The organism is Bradyrhizobium sp. Kon58 (genome assembly GCF_055807455.1).
In genome coordinates this window covers 676,501-699,347 of record NZ_JBVVOT010000001.1, presented here as the reverse complement: position 1 = coordinate 699,347, position 22,847 = coordinate 676,501, and the positions used below count along the sequence as shown (strand labels likewise).

Genomic DNA, 22,847 nt, shown 5'->3' with positions numbered 1-22,847 from the left:
CCTTTCGGCGTTATCGCGCGCCGATCGCCTTGAATTTGCGAACTTGATCCGTCAGCGCCCGTTCGACCGGCAGCCGCTCCATCGAGGAGGCGCCGTAGAAGCCGTGACAATTTCGTGTGTTCCTCATGATGAAATCGGCATCGTCCGGATCGGAGATCGGTCCGCCGTGAGCGAGCACCAGAATGTCCGGATTGACGCCGAGCGCGGCGGAGGCCCATGTGTCGATGTGCGCTGGGCAATCCGTCAGCTTGAGTGCGGTCTGCGCGCCGATGGTGCCCCCGGTCGTCAGGCCCAGATGACAGACGATGATATCCGCGCCCGCGATCGCCATCGCGGCAGCTTCCTTCTCGCTAAAGACGTAGGGCGTCGTCAGCAGGTCCTTCTCGCGCGCCTTTGCGATCATGTCGATCTCGAGCGCATAAGACATGCCGGTCTCTTCGAGATTGGCGCGGAACACGCCGTCGATAAGGCCGACGGTCGGAAAGTTCTGCACACCGGCGAAGCCGAGCGCTTTCAATTGGTCCAGGAAAAGATCCATGTCGCGGAACGGATCCGTGCCATTGACGCCGGCGAGCACTGGCGTCCTGGTCACGACGGGCAGCACTTCGCCGGCCATCTCCAGCACGATGGCGTTGGCGTCGCCGTAAGCCATCAATCCCGCGAGCGAGCCTCGGCCGGCCATGCGGTAGCGGCCGGAATTGTAGATGACGATGAGATCGACACCGCCAGCCTCCTCGCATTTGGCCGAAAGGCCGGTGCCGGCGCCGCCGCCGACGATGGGCTCGCCGCGCCTTGCCATGTCGCGGAAGCGCTTCAACAGTGCAGCGCGTTCAAACCGGGCCATCGGTCACCTCGCTAGTCTCCGGCGCGCCCCGTTGCGGCCGAACAATGTTCGGAACGCGCTGACAATGGTGGAGGCGAACTCGGGATCATTGATATTCTTGGGAACGCGGATGAGCTGACGGTTGGCGGTCTGCCGCACGTTCCGTTCCAGCGTTCGGAACAGCGCCGCATTGGCGTCCGGATCCCAGAATGGCTGTCCTCGTGCGTCGAGCGCGGAGACGCCGCCCTCGGGCAGGAAGAAGCGCACCGGGCCATCCATCCGGTTGAGCCGATCGGAGATCCAGTGCCCCATGCGCTCGTTCTCCTCCGCCGTGGTCCGCATCAAGGTAACCTGCGGGTTGTGGACGTGGAATTTCCTGCCGCGGTAGCGCTCCGGGATGGTCTCGGGCGCGCCAAAATTCACCATGTCCAGCGCGCCCACCGAGCCGACAAAAGGCACCCGGCTGCGGATGATGGCGCCAAAGCGGTCGTCGGTGGCCGGGAACACGCCACCCATCAGGAGGTCCCCGACCTCCGTGGTCGTGAGGTCGATGACGCCTGCGAGTTGCCCGGAATCGACGAGTGCCTCCATTGAGTGCCCGCCGACGCCGGTGGCGTGGAAAACCAGGCACTCGAAATCCTCGCGCAAGTCGGACGCGATCTTCTGCACCGCCGGCGTGGTGACACCGAACATGGTGATGCCGACCGACGGCAATCCGCTGTCGTCGCGATCCTTCCGTGCATGCTGATCTAGGCGCGCCTTGACCATGCCGGCGAGCGCGTTGGCGCCGTTGGCCAGCACGGCGCGCGAGATCGAGTTGAGGCCCTGAACGTCGGTGACCGAATGCATCATGGTGATGTCCGCGGGGCCGACATAGGGCCCGACGTCGCCAGAGGCGACGGACGAGACGATGAGCTTCGGCACCCCGACAGGAAGCATCCGCATACCGGGCGCGACCAGCGACGCTGCGCCCGAGCCGCCCGCCGAAATCACGCCGGCAACATTGTTTTGGCGCCGCAGCCAGCTGGCGAAGGCCTCGGCCATCGCAGTGACGGCGGCGCCGCGGTCGGGTCCGAATACCGCCGATCCGCCGCGACCATGGTTCAAGGCGATCTCCTGGGCGGAGACGTCGCTGGCCGCGTGCCTGCCGCTGGTGGAGACATCGACCAATCGGGTTCGCAGGCCGGTCCCGGCGATGATGTCGCGGATGAAGCGGAGCTCGGCGCCCTTGGTGTCGAGCGTACCGACGACGAGCACGACCGGAGAGCCCTGCGTTTGGGCCGCGACCGGTTCGCGCCGGCGTCGTGCCGTCTCGTCGAGACGCATCACCTGTGTCGGGAACGTGCGGGCCGCGGCTTCGATGCGGGCGATCGGCACCGGTTGCGACCAGCGTGTCGGCGGCGTCGGGTTGGACATGTAGATGCGGATCGCGCCGCCTGGCCGCGTCTGCTGCGGAGAAGGCTTCGCCTCCGTATCCGCCGGCGGCACGTCGAGGTCGAGCTCGAGTCCGGCGTGCATTCCGACACCGAGCAGGCGCTGCTGCAGTTCGCGATCGGCGGCAAGCCGCACCGAATCGATGATGCGGTTGACGCGGCCGTTGACCATGATCGCGACCTTGCGCGACACGGCCGTCGCGACGCCGATATTCTGCTCGATCACGAGCACGGACATCTCGCCGTCCTCGCCAAGCCGTAGCAGCATCTCCTCGACCTGGGCCACGATCACGGGGGCGAGCCCCTCGGTGGGCTCGTCCATGATCAGGAGGCGCGGGTTGGTGAGCAACGCGCGCGAGATCGCAAGCATCTGTTGCTCGCCGCCGGAGAGCTGGCCGCCGCCGTGATCCTTGCGCTCGGCCAGCCGCGGAAACGTCTTGTAGATGCGCTCGACCGTCCAGGCGCCGCGGCGCAAGCCGGCGGCAAGCTGCAGATGCTCGTCGACGCTGAGTGATCGCCATAGCCGCCGTCCCTGCGGAACGTAGCCGACGCCGAGTCGGGCTATGTGGGCGGGCGGCTGCCGGGTGATGTCATCGCCGCGGATGCGGATCGAGCCGCCGCTGACCGGCACCAGCCCCATGATGGCCTTGCATAGCGTGGTCTTGCCCATGCCGTTGCGGCCGACGACCGAGAACACGCCGGCCTCGAGTGTCAGGTCCACGCCTTGCAGCGCATGCGAATGGCCATAGTAGACGTCAAGGCCACGGACTTCGAGCGCGGCGGCGGTGCGGCGGACCTCATTCATGGCCGCCTCCGAGGTAAAGCTCCTGCACTTCGGGATCGGACTCGATCTCCTGCGGACGGCCTTCCTTGAAGATCCGCCCGTTGTGCATCATCGTGACGCTCTCGACGACGCGCAGGGCCACGTCCATGTCGTGCTCGATGATGATGTAACCGATATGCGCGGGCAGGGAGGTCAATATCTCGATCAGCTCGGCACGCTCGGTCGGCGACAGTCCCGCGGCGGGTTCATCGAACAGGACGAATCGCGGCGCGCCGGCAAGCGCAAGTGCAATCTCGAGCTGGCGCTGCTGGCCATGCGCGAGCTCGGCAACGCGCTGATCCTTCACGCCTGAGAGATGGACGGCCTGCACCAGATCTTCGGCCGCGTGCATCAACGCATCGTTCTGACCGGGGCGGAGAAACGAGAAGCGCCCGCGTGAGACGCCACGGCAGGCGAGGTAGACATTGTCCTGGACGGTGAGGCCGGGAAACAGCGCGGAGATCTGGTAAGTCCGGCGCAGGCCACGGCGGATGCGCTCATAAGGCGGGAAGTGCGTGACGTCCTCGCCGAAGAAGCGGATGGTGCCGGAAGAGGGTGGGAAGTCGCCGGTGATGCAGTTGAACAGCGTGGTCTTGCCGGCGCCGTTGGAGCCAAGCACGGCGCGCCGTTCGCCGGGGCGGACGGTAATGGTGATGTCGGTGAGTGCCGCGAGCGCGCCGAACAGACGTGTCACGCCGCGCAGCTCCAGCGCCGCGCCGGCGCCCACGACAGAGAGGCGTTGCGCGACGCTATCCATGGCGGGATCCTTGAGTGGATCCTTGGGTGGATCCTTGGCCAGATTCTCGGCCAGGTTCTCGGCCATGTCGTCCACTTGAACTTGCCGCGCCGGAGCGTTGGCGGCGGCGCCAGCTCTGCCAGAGCCCGATGACGCCGTCCGAGGACCAGAACACGATGGCGAGGAAGCCGAGGCCGATCAGGAGCCGAAAGCGGTTGCCGTCGAGCCCCAGCTTGACCAGGAAGTCGAGTGCGAAGGTGCGCAGCAGCACGAAGATCAGCGCGCCGATAAAGGGTCCGACGGGGCGCGTGATGCCGCCGACGATCGCGATGATGAGGATGTCGATGCAGGCTCCAACGCTCACCGATCCCGGCGAAATCTGCCGGTAGTTCCAGACCTGGAGTACCCCCGCCAGCGCCGCGACGAAGGACGCGAAGGCGTAGGCCGCAACGCGATGCGCATTGACGTTGAAGCCGAGCGCTGCCATGCGGCGGGGATTGTCGCGTACGCCTTGTAGCGCGAGGCCGAACGGTGCGCGGGAGATGTAGTCCACGGCGAAGTAGCACAGCGCGGCTACCGCGAGGACGATATAATAGAAGGGAATGTCGCCACGCCAGTTGACGCCCCAGAAATGCGGCGTGGCAACTGTATTGATGCCGGTATGGCCGTTGAAAATCGCCCAGTTCTGGTTGGTGAAATAATAGAACGCCGCGCCGATCGCGAGCGTGATCATGATGGTGTAGATGCCCTCGGTGCGCACCGCCAGCGCGCCGCCGAGCGTGCCGAAGATGGTCGCGAGCGCGAGCGCCATCGGCACCGCAAGCCACCACGGCCATCCCAGGCTGATATTGGCGTTGCCGCTGACGCCAAACACCGCGACCATATAGGCGCAGAAACCGGCGATGGTGAGCTGCATCAGGCTGACCATGCCGCCATAGCCGGCAAGAAACATCAGACTCAGCGCCATGGTTCCGAGGATCAGCGTGGTCGCAAAGATCTCGATCAGGAAGAAGCCGTTGGCGATCAGGGGCATGATCAGAAGAATGGCCGCGACGGTCCAGGCCGCCGGATTGTCGATCTCCGGCCATCCGCGCAATCTGGAGCGTTGCACAGCAGCGGTGTGACGAACCGGGACGCGGGCGTCGTGCGCGAGGGACATGTCAGCGCCTCGCCAACAGGCCCTGCGGCCGAATTGCCAGCACCAGAACCATGATCAGGAAGGTCACGACGATGGCGTAGGTTGGGATGTAGACCGAACCGAGCTGCTCGGCGAGGCCGATGATAAGCGCGCCTAGCGCAGCCCCCGGAATCGAGCCCATGCCGCCGACGATCACGACGACCAGGGAGGCGAGCAGGAAGCGGATATCCTCGCCGGGCGAGAGCGACTGGAACGTTCCGCCGACGACGCCGGCGACGCCGGCGAGGCCGGCGCCGAGCGCAAACACCACCACGAAAACGAGTTGGATCCGCACTCCGGTCGCAGCCAGGATGTCGCGATCGTCGACCCCGGCGCGGATGATCATGCCGATGCGCGTGCGGTTGAGCGCCAGCCACATCGCCACGCCGATCACGACGGAGGCGGCGAAGATCACGAGTCGGACCATGGGATAGCGGAGATAGACCGGCTCGCCTGAGGATTTGACCGCGGTGACCAGCGGAAGCTCCACGGGTCCGATCAGCCAGTTCGGGGTCTGGATCTGATAGAAATCGCCACCGCAGGCCCACAGCATCAAATCGGCGAACACGATCGAGAGTCCGATCGTCACCATGGTCTGGCGCAGGTCCTGGCCCTCCATGCGGCGGAAGACGAGGACCTGGAGCAGGACGCCGACCAGCGCCGTCAGGATGAAAGCGACGATGAAGCTGAGGACCCATGAACCGGTCGCGGCGCTGATGGCGTAGCCGACATAGCCGCCGAACAAATAGAGCGAGCCGTGTGCGAGGTTGACGTTGCGCATCAGGCCGAAGATCAGCGTAAAACCGCTGGCGACGAGGAAATAGAGGCCGCCGAGCGTGATGCCGTTGAAGAGCGCGTTGAGGAAGACCCGCTTGCGGCCGAACGCATCTTCAACGCCCTGCGGCCAGACCGCGAAAATCAGCCAGAGCGCTAACGCGATCGCGATGATGACGATCAGGGCCCAGGCGGGATGGCGTTCGACAAACCGGGTCATGATCGCCGCTCCGTCTTCACGTCACCCCATCTCTCACCCCGCAAGCGGGGCGGAGGGGCACGCAGACCGTTGCCGGCCGCAAGCCCTGCCATGCACGTGCGCTCCCTATCGCGCGCGATCCTCTTTCGGGACCGCGTTTTGGCGCATCCTAGTGCGGCTGTAAGGGAGGCGCTTGATCGTGAGTATCTTTTCGCGTGGCTTTAGGCGCGCAAAACCTTGGCCGCGCGGCGATAATCGGTCGGCGCCATGCCGACATTGGCAGCGAAGAAGCGGGTGAATCCGCTCTGCGACGAGAAGCCGAGATCGAAGCCGATATCCGCGATTGGCGCTTCGCTCGCCACCAGCGCCTCCAGCGCCTGCTCCATCATCAGCGTGTTGAGATAGAGGTGTGGCGTGACGCCGGTCTGAGTGCGGAAGAGCCGGTAGAAATGCGGTCGCGACAGGCCGGATTCGCGCGCGATGGTGTCGAGCTCGATCTCGGCGCCGGGACTCTCCGACATCATCTTGATGCACTTGCGCACACGAAAATCCGTGACGGAGCCGTTTGCGCGTGGATCGCGCGCGGTCGCCGCCTGTTGCCAGCTTTCGTCATAACAGATGTCGATCAGGCTTCTGAGCTCGCCATCGAGGCTGTTGAGCGAGGGAGCGCCGCACACGAGGGCGGCTGCGTGCCTGATATGCTTGTCCAGCGCAACGGACCGCGTGAACTGGGTGCGGCCGAAGCGCAAGCGGTCGGCGCCGGGCGCATCGGGCGCAAACCACTCCGCATTGACGTAGAGCACGAAGAAAACGGCGCCGCCTTCGAGATCGGACGGCAGGAAATTATGCGGCTCCCACGGATTGACCGCGACGACGGAACCTTCGGTGAGCTCGTAACGTCCGTCGCTGACATCGATGCATGCGGAACGCCCGCCGACATGGAAGATCAAATGACCTTCGCGATGTGCGTGGATGTTGAAAGGGCGGTTCAACTGATAGACCGTCGCCCGACCAAAGCGGCCGTGGAAGACGGCGAGCGCCCGGCTCATGCCTCTCCTCCCAAAAGCTCTTGGTATTTTTTGCTAGCGTTCAACAACCGGGGAGAGAATGCAAGGGCGCACGTGTCGCGCTTCGGGCAAATCTCTCCCCGTCCGGTCATCGTTCGCGAACGAGACTAGGTCAGTATTTCTTACATTCCGGTACTGTGCGGCTCGGCAAACCGATTTTGGCGAACACCGCGGGATCGTAGCCCAGCGTTTGGTTGACGTTCGGGATCACGTTCACAACCTTTGAGAACAGCGCGCCCTTGCCATCGTCGACAACCTCGGTAACGAAGTTGGTGCCGATCGCTTGGCGGTTGGAGTCCAGCTTGATCTTTCCGTTGGGTGCGTCGAGTTCGATCTTGGCAAGGGCCTCCTTGTACTTGGCTTGATTGTTGGAGAGATCTCCGTTGACCTGACGCAGCGCCAGGATCAGCGCCATGGTCGAGCCATAATAGTTGGTGGCGAGCAGCGATGGGCTCGGGAAGCGTTTGTTGGGCGGGAAGGCGTCCTGATAATCCTTCACGAACTTCTGCCAACTCGGGTTCTCCCAGGTGTCGGCCTGGCCGCTCGCGGCCAGCGTGCCAATCAGGGCATTCTTGGCGTTTCCCTTGGACGACAGGATGGTCTGGTCGATCATGATCGAGCCGCCCATCAGATGCGCCTTGCCGCCGGCCTGCTGGTATTGGTTCAGGAAGTTGACGGCGTCGGCGCCGCCGAGGCCGAGATAGATTGCGTCCACGTCGTCAGGCAGTGCGGCGATAACCGAGGCAAAGTCCTTGGTGCCGAGCGGCACCCATTGCCGGTTGGTGACCTGTCCGCCAGCACCGCAGAACTCGAGCACGAGGCCGAACACTTGCGTATAGATGAAGGAGTAGTCTTCGCCGACGGTCGCGATCTTGCGATACTTCTTTTGGTCATAAGCGTATTTGCCGAGGCCCACCTGCCATTGCGCGCCGTCCATGTTGTAGCGGAAAAAGTTCGGAGCCGGATCGACATAGGTCGTTTCCTGGGCGCCCGATGCGGCGTTGATGAAGGTCAGTTCGGGATGGGTCTTTGCAAAATTCTTGACCGCGATGCCTTCGTCTCCGGACAGCGGTGACAGCAGTATCTGTACCTTGTCCTGCTCGATCAGCTTGCGCACGGCTCGCACGGCGGAGTCCGGCGTCGCGTCGGTCGAGGCGATGACAAATTCGAGTTCCTTGTCGCCGACCTTCTTGCCGAGCACGTTGAGGGCCGTCTGGAAGCCGCGGATACCGTCCTCGCCGAGCACGGTGTAGGTACCCTCGAGCGTCGCGGTGACGCCGACCTTGATCTTCTCCTGTGCGAAGGCGGTGCCCGAAAGTAACAGGCTGCTCAACGCGATCAGTCCTAGACTGCCTTTCAACATTGCTCTCCTCCCAGGGCGTTCTTGTCGCTGTTTTTCACCGCGCTTGACGCGTCCGCCGCGCGATGCGGCGTTCGGACAAGGCCAACGGTTCTTGAAAGGGAGGCTATCCGAACTCGGATGCAGCGCACGTGCCGGAGCCGTGCGCGGCTTAACAGGCAGTCTCATTTTGAATGTTGCGTCGCGATTAACATCGCGGTGCAACAGGAGTCAGGCCTCCCGAATTGGCACCCGCCAGCCGCATGGCGGTTGCGACTGCGGCCGCGTGAATGGGATCGCTCGAATAGAGGGGAAATCAATCGTAGGCGTTGCGTGATTTCGCCGCGCGCGGCACTCGCTGCTTATACGTTGTGGCAGGCGATCGTCCGACCGTCCGCACCGACAGATCGAAGTTGTGGCACATCGACGAGACAGCGATCGCTGGCCATTGGACAGCGGGGCGCATAGGCACAGCCGCGCGGCCGCGTGAAGAGGCTTGGCGGTTCACCCATTTCGATCGCGCCCAGGATCCGTTTCGATGGATCGGGCTTCGGAATTGCCGCCACCAACGCGCGCGTATAGGGGTGGAGCGGATGATCCAGCACCGTCCGCGTCCCGGCCTGCTCCACGATCCGGCCCATATACATGACAGCAACGCGGCTGGTGATCTGTCCAATCACGCCAAGGTCGTGCGAGATGAAGAGCATCGACAGTCTCAATTGGTCACGCAGGTCCATCATCAGATTGAGCACCTGCGCCTGCACGGAAACGTCGAGGGCCGAGACCGGCTCGTCGGCGACGATGATGGACGGGGTGGGAAGAATGGCTCGTGCGATTCCGACCCGCTGCCGCTGCCCGCCACTCAGCTCGTAGGGATAGCGAGCGGCGAAAGACGGGTTCAACCCGACGGCCGTCAAGGTGGCAGCTATGGCCGCGCTGCGCTCAGCGCGGCTCTTGAAGAAGCCGCTGATGTCGGCCGCCTCCGCCACCGAATCTCCAATTGCACGTCGTGGATTGAGCGATGCATTGGGATCCTGGAAAACCATTCGGACGCTCAGGCGCATCTCGCGGACGCCGGAGCCGCCGGCTCCGATCATTTCGGTTCCCTTCAATTTGATGTTGCCGCTGTCGGGCTGGACCAGCCCGACGAGGGTGCGGCCCAGCGTGGTCTTGCCGCAGCCGGACTCGCCGACAATCCCGAGGACCTCGCCTTCGGCCAGCGACAGCGATACACCATCCACCGCCTGCACCCGGTATTTCCGACCGGCTCGCCTGGCACTGAACGAGACCATCATATCCCGGACGTCGAGAATGGCATTGCCGCTCATGGCAGCTCCCCGCGGGCAAGCGGAAATGCACAGAGCACCTCGTGCCCTTGGGAGGCCTCCAGGCGAGGCGGGGTCGCCACGCGGCACTCATCGCGCACCGCTGCGCAACGCAAGGCAAACACGCAGCCAGCAGCGACCGAACCTGGCAGCGGCGGCTGACCAGAAATTGTAGGCAGCCGGCGCGCGCCGGAATTTCGCGACGGCATGCAATCCATCAGTCCGCGGGTGTAATGATGACGCGGTGCGCCGAACAGCGCATCGACTGCCGCGGTTTCCACAATCCGGCCGGCGTACATGACAGCCACGCGATCGGCGAGCTGCGCAATGACTCCCATGTCGTGGGTGATGAACAATATCGCCATGTCGAGCCGATTGCAGAGCTCGCGCAAGAGCCCGAGAATCTGAACCTGTATAGTGACGTCCAGCGCGGTGGTTGGTTCATCGGCGACCAGCACCTGTGGCCTGCAGGCCAGCGCAATCGCGATCATGACCCGCTGGCGTTGGCCTCCGGACAACTGGTGTGGATACGCGGACAGCTGCATTTTGGGGTCGGGCATACGGACCAGTTCGAGCAGTTCGCGCGCGCGGACGAGCGCCGCCGCGCCCGAAATTCCCTCATGTACGCGCACGGCTTCGGCGATCTGATCGCCGATCCGACGAACCGGGTTGAGTGAGGTCATCGGCTCCTGAAAGATCATTGCCATGCGGCCGTGGCCGGCTTCGACACGTTGCCAGGGCTGCAACTGCGTTACGTCGCAGCCCTCCAACAGGACCCGCCCGGCCCGGACCCGGGGACCGGGCTGCGGCAGCAATCCCATGACCGCAAGCGAGGTCATGCTCTTTCCACAACCGGACTCGCCGACGAGACCGAGGATCTCGCCCTTGGCCAAGCCGAAGGACAGGCCCGCGACGATGTCGACCGGCGCGGTTTCCGGCCCCACCGACACCGTAAGGTCGCAAACTGTCAGCACGGCCTAACCCTTCTCACCGAAGACTTGACGGAACCGCGGATCGAGTCGATCGCGCAATGCATCGCCGACCAGGTTCAGAGAAAATGCCGTCGCCACGATCATCATGCCCGGGAAGAAGAGCAGCCACGGCGCGCGCGTGATGAAGGTCCGCGATTCCGCCAGCATATTGCCCCAGCTCGGAATGTCCGGCGGGGCGCCGAGGCCCAGGAAGTCGAGTGAAGCCGCGCCAAGCTGCGCGAACGCGAAGACGAAGCTTGCCTGCACGAGAAGTGGTGAGACCAGGTTCGGCAAGATGTGCCGACTGATGAGCCATGCCGCTCCGGCGCCCATGCTGCGCGACGCCTCGACATAGGTCTCCGCGCGCAACCGCAGTGTCAGTCCGTACACGATCCGGGTCGTCGTCGTCATGTAGCCGATCCCGATGGCCAGAATGACGGTGGCCACACTCGGGCTCAAGATGACAATCAGGCCGAGTGCGAGAAGCAGAGTCGGGAAGGCCATCAGCACGTCGACCATGCGCATCAGCAGATGACCCAGCCGCGGGAACAGAGCGGAAAGTACGCCGGCCGGAACGCCGGTCGCGAGAGCGAAGACCACCACCCCCGAGCCGATCAGAAGCGCCATGCGTGCGGAATGAATGGTGCGCGACAGGGTATCCCGGCCGAATTGGTCGGTGCCGAACCAGTGGGTCACGTTCGGGGGCGTCAGGCGGATCAGGGGATCGATAGCATACGGATCGTAAGGCGACAGCCAGGATGCGAAGACCGCGGCGAGCACAGTCGCCAGAAGGACCCCGAGCCCGGCCAGCGCGATCGGGCGGGCGAGGAACGGCTTGAGCCACAAGGTCACGCTGTTGCTGCTCATTGGAGTTCGACCCGCGGATCGAGCAGACGATAGCTCAGATCGACGATCAGATTGATCAGGAGATAGACTACCACGATGACCAGGATGACGCCCTGGATCACAGGGTAGTCTCGGCGAAGGATCGACTGAACGACGAGGCGGCCGATGCCGGGCAGGGCAAATACGGTTTCGGTCACCACCGCTTCGGACAGCAGCGCGGCGAAAGTGAAGCCGAAGGCGGACACGACCGCCAGGAGTGCATTACGCCAGATGTGGCGGCGCACGACCTGCCACGGCCGGATTCCCTTTGCACGCGCCGTGCGCACGTAGTCCTCCCGGGAGACGTCGAGCATGCTGGCGCGGGTCAGCCGCAGGATCAAAGCAGCATTCGGGGCCGCAAGCGCCAGGCTGGGCAGGACGAGATAGCGGAGATTGACGACACCGCCTTCGAAGATCGACGGATAACCGGAGCTCGGAAACCAACCGAGCCAGGCGGCAAAGATCAGGATCAGATAGAGCCCGACCCAGAACGTGGGTATCGAGGCCATCAGCATCGCCCCGCCGGACAATCCCTGATCGAGCCACGTGCCGTGCCGGACCGCCGCGATCATGCCGATCGGCACGCCGATGACCGCAACCCAGATCATCGTCATGGTGGCGAGCAAGGTGCTGGTCTCGGCGCCATCGGCAATTACCGACAGCACGGGTGCCTGGAAGAAGATCGAGCGCCCGAGGTCGCCCTCGAGCACATGGCCGGCCCAAGTGAGATATTGCAGGATAATCGGTTGGTCGAGACCGAGTTGGTGTCGCAAGGCGTCGATCTGGTCGGGAGTCGCGGTATCACCGAGCAGAACGTAGATCGGGTCACCCGGCACGATATGGATGAACGCGAAGATGATGATGGACGCTGCCAGCAGCGTCACCGCCGTCGTTCCTGCGCGCTTGAATGCGTAAGACCACATGTGATTGAGCGCCTGGTCAGCGGCAACGATGCGCGCCGGCGCCGGCGCTCGACAGTCTTCGCGGCCTCATTGCCCGTCCCTATTTCATCGACACATTCCAGAACACGGGACCGTTTGGGTTGAGCCCCTTGAGCTTGGGAGAAGCAATGTCATAGGTGTAGGCGTCGCCTACTTTCATCACCGGTACCTGCTCGTAGATCAGCGACTGGATCTTGCCCCAAGTCGACTTCCGCGCAGCCGGATCGGTCGTGTTGATCAACTCGGCCCGAAGCGAGCCGATCTCGGGGCTGTCCCACCAGCCGGGATAGCTCGCATTCAAGAACGTGAGCAGCAGCGGGTCGGGGGCGAAGGAATGGTGGGTGACGAAGATGTCCCATTGTTCCGGCTGGCCGCGCATCTTCAGAAGGGTCGCCCAATCGACGACCATCATCTGAACATTGATGCCGGCATCGGCCAGCTGGCGGGTGAAGACGGAGGCTCCGTCATAGTGTGCCTGGTAGTTCGTCGAGACCAGCAGGCGGATCGGCGTCCCCGTGTAGTCCGCCTCCTTTGCGAGCTCCTTGGCCTTCTTCGGATCGTGCGCACTGTAATTTGAGGCGCCTTCGGTCGAGTACCAGGGTGTGCCGTTGGGAAAGATCGATCCTTCGGCATTCCACAGGTCCTTGGGACCGAAGGCGACGCGCAGCGCCTGCGACTTGTCCAACGCGGTCTGGATGGCGCGGCGGAGCTTGTAGTTGTCCTTCAGAATCCCCTGCTTCGAGTTCATGAAGAAAAGGCCGAAGATCGGCGCGTTGGTACGCTGCACCTGGACCGATGGATCTTTGCTCAGGGACTCGTACAGATCACCGGAGATCATTTCCGCATAGTCGTAGTCGCCCGCCTGCACGCCGCTCACGCGCGTGCCGACGTCTGGCACCGGAATGAAACGGATCTTGTCGAAGCTCGCAACGCGGGCGCCGGCGAAGCCGTCACCCTTTTCCTTCACCGGCTTGTAGCCCTCGAACTTTTCCACCTCGACATAGCGGTTCGGCCGCCACTCCACGAACTTGTAAGGCCCGGTGCCGATATAGTCCTTTTGCTCGATCGGCCGGTTCCCCGCTTTGGCGGCTATGTCTTCCGGATAGATCGCAAGACCGCCATTGACGTCCGCAATGAGAGCCTTCCAGGCGCCGTTCGGCGCGGACAATTTCAGCGTGACTTCATACTGTCCAGTCGCCTCGACCGACGTAGCCGCCGCCATCAGGAGCTTGCCGCGCGCACCGAAACTGCCCCATCGCGTCATCGAGGCGGTCACGTCCTTGGCGGTCATCTCCTTGCCGTTGTGGAAGAGGACACCTTCGCGGAGCTTGATGACGATGGTCCGACCGCCGTCTTCCGTGCGATCGCTTTCGGCCAGCATCGGACGTGGCGTATAGGTCGAGTCCAGCGCATACAGGGTCTCGAAGATGTGGCGGCCGATGACCGATGCGACGTCGGCTGTCGTCAGCATGACGTCGAGCGGCGGCGGTTCTCCGATGGTGGCTTCGCGCAGCAGGGTGGCGGCATTGGCCTGCGCAAACAAGAATGACGCGGTAACCAGCCCCACGACGCCACGCATCAAGACACTTGGACCGTATCTCATGATCGCCCTCCCGCCTTGTTGAACCGCCTGCTTCCCGGAGCAGGGGATGTGCCTTTCAGCTGCTTGGGCTGACGGCACGCTATCGCTTGTTTGAAAGTTACATACACAATTTAGCAATTATCAAGCGGAAAATGCTGTTCTTGATGGGGCGGGCCGATATACGTTTGGTCGATGCTGAAGGTTTCTTACGGCAGCTTCTTGCCAAGAGCGCAGGTTGATCTGACCTGGGGAAGGGCGGGCAATGGCGCGTGCAAAGCGAAATCATCCGGCGAGAGCCGTTGGTGCAGCAATCTCGAAGCCGCCGGGCGACGACAATGTCGTGGCCGGCGACATCATCTCCCTCATCAGGCAGAGCGCTCCAAGCCTCAGCCCGTCCGAGCAGCGCGTTGCCACGGTGCTGCTGGCCGATATGGAATTTGCCGTTCACGCCAGCAATTCCGAGTTGGCCCGTCGGGCGCGCGTCAGCGAGCCGACGGTAACCCGGTTCAGCCGCTCCGTCGGTTGCCGGGGCGTCCGCGACCTCAAGGTGAGGCTGGCTCAAGCAATGGCGGTTGGGCGGATTTACGTTGAGCCTCCCCCGCATGTCGGGACCGATCTGGCGCGCCCCGCGCTCTGGCGGTCGGTGTTTCAGGAAATTCGTCGTGCAATTGCCGCTGCCGAGGAGGGACTTCGTAAGGACGACATCGAGAGGGCTGCCGAAGCGATCTCCCGCTGTTCGAAGCTTGCAGCGTTCGGGGTGGGGGGCGGTTCCACCCTTGCGGCGGCGGAAGTTCAGAACCGGTTCTTTCGTCTTGGGATTGCCGTCTCGCATGCCTCCGATCCGAGCTTGATGCGCATGATCGCCGCGACCTTCGGGCGGGATGACGTCGTCGTTGCCATCTCGACCACCGGTGCAGCAAACGAAGTGATCGAGGCAGCCAGTATCGCCAAGCAATACGGCGCCTTGGTCGTCGCAATTACCAAGCCGCAAAGCAGGCTGGCCTCAATCGCCGATATTGCGCTTGGCGTGCACGTGCCCGAAGCGCCCGACGCGCTTAAGCCGACGGCGTCGCGCTATGCATTTCTCGCCACCATCGATCTGCTCGCAGCGTCAACCGCCTATTGCAAGCCGCTCGAAGCCCAGGCACGCATGCGGCGGATTAAATACGAGTTGCTGAAGGGGAGCGACGGGGACGCCAAAGGGCCGCTGGGAGACTGAAAAATCTACAGTGGCCCAACGAGGATTTTGGCCGGTACATCGCGGCTCGCATGTGGCAACACCAATCGCGCTCCGAAACCTGAACCGCACATCCTGCCGAAAAAATTATCTGGCAGGATGCGATGTTCGGAGCCGGCAACGAGGGCTATCAGCGGCAGACGTAGCTGCCATTGACCAGAACGCGGACACATGCCGTGCCGACAGCGGCTGCACCGACTGCCGCGCCGCCGACGACCGCGCGCCTGGTGGTGCGCCGTGCCACGCCGGCGACTGATACGGGTGTCAAGGGCCGCCCGACTCGTGCTTCAGCCTGGCCGAGCGAGAGCAAAAGGCCTTCCTCCGCCGACCAGTCGATCGAGCCGGACACTCCGAGGACGACCACGGCAACCGCGAGTGATAGCTTTGTGACCAAACCACGCTTCATGATAGTCTCCGCCTGTGAGAGTGAATTTGGATCGCTCCACGGACTGGCGCTCGGACCATTGATCAAGATCAAGGAACCGTCGAAACCGTGAAGCCGTTAAGCGAAGGCGAGACACCAGAACGATTCAGTCGGGTTCGGGTACATGCGTCACCCTTTTCGCCTCTTTTTACTTCTGCATGCAGAGCGGCCTCAGCGTCTCGTCGCTACTGCGCGCTTTCGCGTATTCCATCAGCGCCGTCCGGGCTGCTTCGCAACGCTCTGCGCTTGAAAATTCTTGTGTCGATATGACGGCGCCATTCGCGACGCCGAGCCAGCTGATGACGACCAGAACATAGGTCATGATATCCTCCCCCTCAGCCGCCGATCTCCTGAACGCAGATTAGCGCGACAGGCGGCTTAATGGGCGCCGCCCATCGCGCCATCATGAAGCTCTATTGGCACACGTACATGATGCCATCGCCGCCCTTCACCAACGAGCCTGGGACGCAACCGATGCCGTTGCGCGCCGCATAGTCGGTCCAGCCACTATAGCCGTAGCTCCACGGTCCGCCGAAGTAATAGGCTCGCACGGCGTACCAGGGCAGACCCTCGTTAGTGTAGTAGTGTCCGCGATAGTAGGGAGTGACGTACAACCTCGTCGCCGCTTGCGCCTTGTCGAGCCTCAGCGAAACTCCGCCTTGGTCGGTCCAGCCGATGGACAGCGTCGTGCCGCATACGAGCGCGGCGACGGCAACGGCAATCTTCCTTGCGCTTATCGACTTCATGGACGTTCTCCAAAAATGAACTTCAACGCCACAACACCAATGCAGCAACAGGGCGGCGGCTTGCTTTAGATCAAGGAATCAAACAAATCGAATTCGGTTCGTCCTCGGCTTTGCCGGTCAAGTTCGGATCAAGTTAAGTGAATCTGGATGACAATGCTTTAACGTCTGATAAGTGCAGCGCGCGGGAATGCATCGGAAGCGCGTTGTCACGTGGGATCTCGGCCCTCTCTACACCGAGGCCAAGTATGTAATCGTGCGAAACGCTTCTCGCGGGAATGCGTCATGCAGTCGGCGACAAGCTCCGAGACGGCATGATGCCTCTTGATCCGCTCTTCATCATCTCTGCCGGTTCGTTCGTGGGCTCGTGTTGCGCCTCGATCAATTTGGTGAACGCGAAGAACAGTCGGGCGGTGATGCCACCTTTCAATCTGTGCTCATCATGAAGCCTCTCCGCCGCCATGCGTGACCAGCTTCTTGCCTCGGCCATCCAGACCGTTTGGTTTGCCGGATCCTGGCTTGCAAGCCTCCGACAAAGGGCCGCGCGCGAACTCAGCTCGAATTGACTCATCATCGGCCCTCCCTGCCAGAAGCTCGATGTACGCGGTGAGAATTCTGCGTTGCGTGCCACACCTCTGCAATTGCCCTTCCGGTCATTGTACCAAGGGGCAGGTCACAGCCACTGACCAAGCCGCGAGATACTACGCGAGGCGGTGTTGCGAAAATTCGATTCGTTGATCTGGCTCAAGCGACGCCGCATTCGAACGCGGTGAACATTAGCCTGCTGCAGCGTGCGTGGCGCTTACCAGTGAAGCGCCGCCCATGCCGCAGCAAGTGCTCACCAGGCGCGTCGCGGCGGAAGCAACGGCGGCTCGATTTAGGCAGCCATGCCCATGCAGGTTGCATTCCTTCGCCAATCCTGCCGCCGTGGCCCGTTGCTTGCCAGACGAAGATCTGCGGCGGCAATGGCGCCGACAATGCCCATCTCGCGATATCTGTTCTATGTCGGCGGTGCGTTGCTCGCGATGCTCTTCGTTGCGGACGCCCTGTTGCAGGATCGGCCCGCCATCCACGGTGGAGCTGCGCGCTCCGCCACCATCCGCATCCATTCCGATTGGAAATTGCCCGAGCGGGTCGTTCTCGACACTAGCCTGCCCACGATTGTCGCAACCGACATCGCCAAGGTCGAGCTTGGTGCCTTGCCAGGCGCCGACCTCCCACAGACGCGCGTGCGCGAGGCCTTTGCTCAGCTAGGACCGCTCGATGCCGAACGACCGGCAGCGCGTCCGTCGACAAAGGCTGATGTGAAGCCGCAGCGTCAAAACAAAAATGCGAGGAGGCACATCGAAAAAAATATCCGGCTCGTCGCGCGGCCGCCGCAGTACGGCTGGTTTGGCAACCAGGTTTGGTGAGCGTGTCCGATCGCATCTTCGGAGTGGGACGTCCGCCATCGATACTAGCAACGAGTGCACGTCGAGGCATTGCCCAATCAAATGTCCTTAGATCGGGAGTAACTGACATGAGTGAAACGTCAAGGTCTGAACGAATCCATCGTCGCGGGGCTCTTTCATTGCTCGGATGGGCCGCTGTACTCGAATTGGCGGCATCCGGCACGGTGCTGTTAGGAACAGAAGCGCCGGCGCAGACGATCGGCATGGAGCGACGCCAGGAGAGGCGGGGAGCCCGTCACGAGCGGCGTCAGGAACGGCGCATGGGCCGGACTGAACGCCGCCAGGAAAGGCGTACAGGGCGCACGGAGCGCCGTGAAGAGCGGCGCAACTAGGACGTCAACATGCTCTCACCGATCATCGTTCGCCGGCAGATGTCTGCTTGATCGCGATCCGGAAGCTGGCGGATGCCGCAGACCTGGTACGTTACATTCGAAGTGCAGAAGCGTGGGACCTTGCCGAAGCGGCGAAGTCCACGGGAGACACGCACATTCGAGAGCGAAGCCGAGGCGCGGGCTTTCGCGCGAGAGAAATTCAATGAGGGATTGATCGTGTTTGCAGGCACGCTCAATCCCTTTTTGCCGCGACGGCTGATTCCCTCGAGCGACATTCCGTCCTGGATAGAGCAAGACCGAGGCGACGAGGTTGGCGGCCATGATGAGAAGCGCGAACCGGAGAAATAGGCAGCATGTCTTGGTGCGTCATGCCGATGTCGCGTTCGAAATGTCTTGAGTGTTGCCATTATGGTACGTGGAGTTTGTGGCCTCGCCCGTAGAGTTTCAGCTGGAAGTTGGGGGATGATTGCAGTGCAACAAGCCGCCGTTCGAGCAAATCAAAAAGCGGCCGGCAAGGAGAGAGCATGATGAAAAGACTTCTACTAGCAACCGTTGGTCTGGTGGCGCTGTGCACGGCGGAGACCGCCATGGCTGCCGATATGGCCGTAAAGGCGCCGCCACCGGCACCGATCATTCCGATCTACAATTGGACGGGGTTCTACATCGGCGGCAATGGTGGCTGGGCGCAGAACCACAATTGCGTGGATTTCCTTGACGCGGCTGGAGTCGCCGTCGCCTCTGGCTGCCGCGATCGTTCCGGTGGTGTCATCGGTGGCCAGCTCGGTTATCGCTGGCAGGCCAGCCAGTGGGTGTTTGGTCTGGAGGCTCAGGGCGATTGGGCGGATCTCAGCAACCAGCGCGTCAGCCTGTTCAATCCGGCGCTCTCCACGCGCGCCAAAACGAGCGCCATCGGCCTCTTCACCGGCCAGATCGGCTACGCCTGGAATGCGTCACTGTTCTACGTGAAGGGCGGCGCTGCGGTAACAGACAATCGTCTCAGCGTGCTTGATACTGCGTCCGGCGCCGAGCTCGCGGCGCAAAGCGCAACCCGCTGGGGTGGTGTCATTGGTGTCGGATACGAGTATGGCTTCACCCCGAACTGGTCGGTGGGGCTCGAATACGACCATCTGTTCATGGGGCATCGGAATAATTCGTTCACGGCCGCCGATCCGCGCCTTGCCGCTTTTGTAAACGACCGGATCACCCAGGACGTGGATATGCTCACCGTGCGCTTCAACTATCGCTTCGGAGGGGCCAACCCGGTCGTCGCGAGGTACTGAACTCTCCCGGTCTGATGTCTTCAGGGGGCCGGCAGTCATGCCGGCCCTCATTTTTATGGTCTTATCGCGCAAGCCAGTCAGCGTCGGCCGGCGCGATCGACCGGACCGCCGCGGTTGGTCGGAGTGCCGGACCGCACTGCTTCTCGTGCGGCAGCGCGTGCGACGGGACGCACTCCCCACGACGACGCCCGGTCTTGCGATGCAATGCGCGCGCTAGTCCACATATTGGCAGTATACGACCGCGTTGGCGCTTTCAGGGCTCGCGAAGACGAGCCCGGGCACCAAGAGCGCGTGCTCAGGAAAATCCGAGGCAGATCTACCAGCCCGAATAGTAGCTCCGCCTTGCATAGTAGCCGCCATAACCGCCATAGCTACCGTAGGCGCTGTAGGCACTGGGCGGACAATAGTCATAGCCGTATCCTCCGCCGTAAGAGGAGTATCCGCCGCCGTAGGAGGGATATGCACCATAGTAGCCGGAGTTTGCGATTGCGCCACCGACGATGGCGCCCGCGACCACTGCGCCCGCGCCCCAGCCACGGTAGCCTCTGTATCCGTAACCTCTGTAGCCATATCCGGCGCCGCGATATCCCAAACCACGATAGCCCAATCCCGCTCCGCGGTAGCCTCCACCCCATCCGCCACGATAACCCCAGCCTCCATAGCGCACTTTCACCACGTCGTTATCGAGCGCGGATCTCATCACGCCGACGTTGGTGGGCAAAGGCGCTGCTTCGCTCCCGGGCACAGAAATCATGGCGCTCGCGACAGTAAGACTTGCTGCAAATGCTCCTTTGATGAACCTCATAATGTCCTCCACCTGGTTGAAATCTCGATTGACCGGCGAGGGAAGGATTCCGTCGCGCCGGCGGCGTGACCGTGCACATGAAATGTTTGCGGTCGTTACCGGCTTGGCCTTGATTTGAATCAACGAGCGAGATTGGAGGCCGTGAGCGGCTCCGGCCGGTCACCGGTCCGCTTGCCCGAGGCGCGGCACCAGATGGATCGTCCTTAGGTCGTAGAGCGCGGCGGGCTTGAAGAACCTACGAATATCGCGAACATTAATCGCAACGGCTTGATCTGCATCGTCGACAATACCATAGCGGAGAGACCTGATGATCACAGTTCCGGAACTGGTGTCGCAAGCTCTGGGCGCGTTTCTGACGATGGAAACCAAGGACCGGTTCGGTGCCTCCCATGCCGGTCTGACCGAACTGCTTCCGTTCGCGGCCAAGCTCACCATGGAGTGCATCGGCAACAGCGATGCTCTCTATCATAACATCGAGCATACGTTGCTCGTGACCCTTGCCGGGCACGATATCCTGACGGGGCGCGCGCTGCTCCGGCCCACCACGGCAAACGACTATGCGAATTTCATTCTGGCGTGCCTTGCCCACGACATCGGATACGTCCGCGGCGTCGTTCAGGGCGATGAGGACGATCTGTTCATCGCGGACGTCACCGGCAACACGGTTCGTCTGACGCGAGGATCGTCCGATGCGGCTCTCGCGCCATACCATGTCGATCGGTCGAAACTGTTCGTGCTGGAACGGCTGGATTCCGTCGAGCAGGTGGATGCCGACCGGGTCGCTCGGGCGATCGAATATACCCGGTTTCCTTACACGATGTCTTCGAATGACAGCCTCATTGAAGAGGAGGGATTGCTGTTACGGGCCGCCGATCTCATCGGTCAGCTCGGCGATCCCAACTATCTGAAGAAGTCCAACGCGCTGTTCTACGAGTTCGAGGAGATCGGCCTCAATAAGACCTTGGGCTACGCGACGCCAGCGGACATCGTTTACAAATATCCACAATTCTATTGGAGTAACGTAGCTCCCCAGATCCAACCGGCGATACGTTATCTCAACGTGACGTCTCGAGGCCGGCAATGGATAGCGAGTCTCTACGGCAACGTATTTCGGGCCGAGCGTGAGCTGACTCTCTCCGGACCGCAGCCCTAGACCGGACCACAGCCCTAGAAGAGGCTCGACGCTTGATCTGGATCAAGCGTGCGGCGTGAGAGCAGGGGCTAGTTCGCCTCAGCATGCGCGGCATGACTGAAGGCGCGTCCGTGAAAACACTCCGTCAGATATTCTCCGGAGACGAGATCATCCAGCTTTTGATCCGGCTCGGATTGCTCGGGCTGCTGCTCGTCTGGGCGCTCCTCCTGGTCCGTCCATTCATCCCCATATTGGCCTGGAGTGTCGTGCTTGCTGCTGCGCTGAACCCGGTTTTTCGGCGCCTCAGCGACATTCTCGGTGGGCGGCCGAAGCTTGCGGCGACGATCCTCACGCTCGTCAACCTGGCTGTGGTGATCGGACCGGCGACCTGGCTGGGCATGGGCGCGGTCGACGGGATCACCGATCTTGCCGCCCAGGTGACGGCCGGTGAATTGCATGTGCCTTCGCCGCCGCAGTCGCTCAAGGAGTGGCCAGTCATCGGGCCTCAGCTCTTCGATCTCTGGGATCAGGCGACGACCAACCTCCGGTCGCTCTTGCGCGCGGTCGTGCCCTATTTGAAGCCATTCGCGACCACCGTGCTTGGGTTTGCCGGCAATGCCGGTGTGGGAACGGTCAAGTTTCTGCTGTCGGTGGCGGTGGCCGGCGTGCTGTTTCCGTATGGACCTCAGCTCGTGGCCGCAGGGCGCAGCTTTCTGTCGCGCATCGTGCCGGACCAAAGCGAGCATTTTCTGGACTTGGCGGGAGCCACGATCCGTGCGGTGGCTCAAGGCGTGATCGGCGTTGCTATCATCCAAGCCTTGCTGGCGGGAATAGGTTTCAAGCTCGCCGGCATCGCCAGCGCGGGCCTTCTTGCCTTCGTGGTGCTGTTGCTGTCGATCGTGCAGATCGGCGGGACCATCGTCATCCTGCCGGTTATCATCTGGATCTGGACCGACAAGGAATTTCCGATCGCGCTCCTACTGACGGTGTTTCTCGTGATCGTATCGGTGCTCGACAATATCCTGAAACCGCTTGTCATGGGGCGCGGCCTGACCACGCCGGCGCTCGTGATCCTGATCGGGGTGATCGGAGGGACCCTCTTCCACGGGATCATCGGCCTCTTCATCGGACCTATCATTCTATCTGTGGTCTGGGAGCTGACGGTGGCCTGGATTCGTGCCGAACGTGCTGTGCCGGCGAAACTGGCGATCGAGCGTTGACCTAAATGAGTTCGACCGAGCTGTTCAGCCAAAGCGATACGACAACGAGGTCGGAATCTGGTGGTGGAAATGTCTGGCCCGCTTGGTGCCGTTGCAGTGACCGCCGGTGTTGATGCAGGGCTTCGGCATGCTCCAGCGAGTGCGACGT

General features: G+C 62.5%; 23 protein-coding genes. 6 read left to right on the top strand and 17 right to left on the bottom strand.

Translation table 11 applies throughout. The annotated features are described in order from the left end of the window. Positions 1-10: 10 nt before the first annotated feature. The 12 genes from AC0L20_RS03475 to AC0L20_RS03420 all read right to left on the bottom strand — a co-directional run bounded on the left by AC0L20_RS03475 (position 11) and on the right by AC0L20_RS03420 (position 14,096). Positions 11-844, bottom strand: coding sequence for a phosphoenolpyruvate hydrolase family protein (locus tag AC0L20_RS03475; RefSeq protein ID WP_027517172.1), 834 nt, complete (start codon positions 842-844; stop codon positions 11-13). Between the two features lie 3 nt (positions 845-847). Next, the gene (locus tag AC0L20_RS03470; protein ID WP_473287427.1) at positions 848-3,061 is read right to left on the bottom strand and encodes a Tm-1-like ATP-binding domain-containing protein; all 2,214 of its coding nucleotides are present in this window, start codon (positions 3,059-3,061) and stop codon (positions 848-850) included. Next, the gene (locus AC0L20_RS03465; protein WP_473287426.1) at positions 3,054-3,836 is read right to left on the bottom strand and encodes an ABC transporter ATP-binding protein; all 783 of its coding nucleotides are present in this window, start codon (positions 3,834-3,836) and stop codon (positions 3,054-3,056) included. Before AC0L20_RS03465 ends, AC0L20_RS03470 begins: the two co-directional genes overlap by 8 nt. Further along, positions 3,829-4,974, bottom strand: coding sequence for a branched-chain amino acid ABC transporter permease (locus AC0L20_RS03460; RefSeq protein ID WP_473287425.1), 1,146 nt, complete (start codon positions 4,972-4,974; stop codon positions 3,829-3,831). The genes AC0L20_RS03465 and AC0L20_RS03460 overlap by 8 nt, the downstream gene beginning before the upstream one ends. A gap of 1 nt (position 4,975) precedes the next feature. After that, positions 4,976-5,986: a branched-chain amino acid ABC transporter permease gene (locus AC0L20_RS03455; protein ID WP_247282348.1), complete on the bottom strand. Its 1,011-nt coding sequence runs from the start codon at positions 5,984-5,986 to the stop codon at positions 4,976-4,978. 200 nt (positions 5,987-6,186) lie between these two features. Then, a complete protein-coding gene (locus AC0L20_RS03450; RefSeq protein ID WP_027569321.1) occupies positions 6,187-7,014 on the bottom strand; it encodes an AraC family transcriptional regulator in 828 nt (275 codons plus the stop codon). A gap of 130 nt (positions 7,015-7,144) precedes the next feature. Continuing rightward, entirely contained in the window at positions 7,145-8,395 is a 1,251-nt protein-coding gene (locus AC0L20_RS03445) for an ABC transporter substrate-binding protein (protein WP_007593010.1), read from the bottom strand. A gap of 338 nt (positions 8,396-8,733) precedes the next feature. After that, positions 8,734-9,699: an ABC transporter ATP-binding protein gene (locus AC0L20_RS03440; protein WP_473287424.1), complete on the bottom strand. Its 966-nt coding sequence runs from the start codon at positions 9,697-9,699 to the stop codon at positions 8,734-8,736. Next, complete coding sequence (locus AC0L20_RS03435; protein ID WP_473287423.1) at positions 9,696-10,670, bottom strand: ABC transporter ATP-binding protein; 975 nt, start codon at positions 10,668-10,670, stop codon at positions 9,696-9,698. Before AC0L20_RS03435 ends, AC0L20_RS03440 begins: the two co-directional genes overlap by 4 nt. Positions 10,671-10,673: 3 nt before the next feature. Beyond that, positions 10,674-11,519 carry an ABC transporter permease gene (locus AC0L20_RS03430; protein ID WP_473287475.1) on the bottom strand — a complete coding sequence of 282 codons (846 nt, stop codon included), beginning with the start codon at positions 11,517-11,519 and terminating at the stop codon, positions 10,674-10,676. An 11-nt stretch (positions 11,520-11,530) separates the two neighbouring features. Continuing rightward, positions 11,531-12,475 (bottom strand): ABC transporter permease, encoded by a 945-nt coding sequence (locus AC0L20_RS03425; RefSeq protein WP_007608695.1) that lies wholly within the window; start codon positions 12,473-12,475, stop codon positions 11,531-11,533. Positions 12,476-12,554: 79 nt separating this feature from the next. Next, complete coding sequence (locus AC0L20_RS03420; protein WP_473287422.1) at positions 12,555-14,096, bottom strand: ABC transporter substrate-binding protein; 1,542 nt, start codon at positions 14,094-14,096, stop codon at positions 12,555-12,557. A 241-nt stretch (positions 14,097-14,337) separates the two neighbouring features. On the opposite strand from AC0L20_RS03420, the gene AC0L20_RS03415 reads away from it, so the two are divergent. Then, positions 14,338-15,294, top strand: a complete 957-nt coding sequence (locus AC0L20_RS03415; protein WP_473287421.1) for a MurR/RpiR family transcriptional regulator — start codon at positions 14,338-14,340, stop codon at positions 15,292-15,294. A 148-nt stretch (positions 15,295-15,442) separates the two neighbouring features. Here the strand turns inward: AC0L20_RS03415 and AC0L20_RS03410 are convergent, their stop codons facing one another. From AC0L20_RS03410 to AC0L20_RS03395, 4 genes are all read right to left on the bottom strand, one after another. Beyond that, positions 15,443-15,718 (bottom strand): hypothetical protein, encoded by a 276-nt coding sequence (locus AC0L20_RS03410; protein ID WP_473287420.1) that lies wholly within the window; start codon positions 15,716-15,718, stop codon positions 15,443-15,445. Positions 15,719-15,884: 166 nt separating this feature from the next. Next, positions 15,885-16,058, bottom strand: coding sequence for a hypothetical protein (locus tag AC0L20_RS03405; protein ID WP_198034843.1), 174 nt, complete (start codon positions 16,056-16,058; stop codon positions 15,885-15,887). 91 nt (positions 16,059-16,149) lie between these two features. Further along, entirely contained in the window at positions 16,150-16,482 is a 333-nt protein-coding gene (locus AC0L20_RS03400) for a hypothetical protein (protein ID WP_473287419.1), read from the bottom strand. Positions 16,483-16,762: 280 nt separating this feature from the next. Beyond that, a complete protein-coding gene (locus tag AC0L20_RS03395; protein WP_473287418.1) occupies positions 16,763-17,053 on the bottom strand; it encodes a hypothetical protein in 291 nt (96 codons plus the stop codon). A 403-nt stretch (positions 17,054-17,456) separates the two neighbouring features. Between AC0L20_RS03395 and AC0L20_RS03390 the strand changes: the two genes are divergently transcribed. From AC0L20_RS03390 to AC0L20_RS03380, 3 genes are all read left to right on the top strand, one after another. Continuing rightward, positions 17,457-17,891, top strand: a complete 435-nt coding sequence (locus tag AC0L20_RS03390; RefSeq protein WP_473287417.1) for a hypothetical protein — start codon at positions 17,457-17,459, stop codon at positions 17,889-17,891. 443 nt (positions 17,892-18,334) lie between these two features. Next, entirely contained in the window at positions 18,335-18,610 is a 276-nt protein-coding gene (locus tag AC0L20_RS03385; protein WP_473287416.1) for a hypothetical protein, read from the top strand. 176 nt (positions 18,611-18,786) lie between these two features. Then, complete coding sequence (locus tag AC0L20_RS03380; protein ID WP_473287415.1) at positions 18,787-19,542, top strand: outer membrane protein; 756 nt, start codon at positions 18,787-18,789, stop codon at positions 19,540-19,542. Between the two features lie 316 nt (positions 19,543-19,858). Here the strand turns inward: AC0L20_RS03380 and AC0L20_RS03375 are convergent, their stop codons facing one another. Then, positions 19,859-20,242, bottom strand: coding sequence for a hypothetical protein (locus AC0L20_RS03375; protein WP_473287474.1), 384 nt, complete (start codon positions 20,240-20,242; stop codon positions 19,859-19,861). Positions 20,243-20,654: 412 nt separating this feature from the next. Here AC0L20_RS03375 and AC0L20_RS03370 point away from each other — a divergent pair, with 412 nt between their 5' ends. Both AC0L20_RS03370 and AC0L20_RS03365 read left to right on the top strand, forming a co-directional pair. Beyond that, positions 20,655-21,500, top strand: a complete 846-nt coding sequence (locus AC0L20_RS03370; RefSeq protein ID WP_456764939.1) for an HD domain-containing protein — start codon at positions 20,655-20,657, stop codon at positions 21,498-21,500. Between the two features lie 83 nt (positions 21,501-21,583). Continuing rightward, complete coding sequence (locus AC0L20_RS03365) at positions 21,584-22,699, top strand: AI-2E family transporter (protein ID WP_473287414.1); 1,116 nt, start codon at positions 21,584-21,586, stop codon at positions 22,697-22,699. The last annotated feature ends 148 nt before the right edge of the window (positions 22,700-22,847 follow it).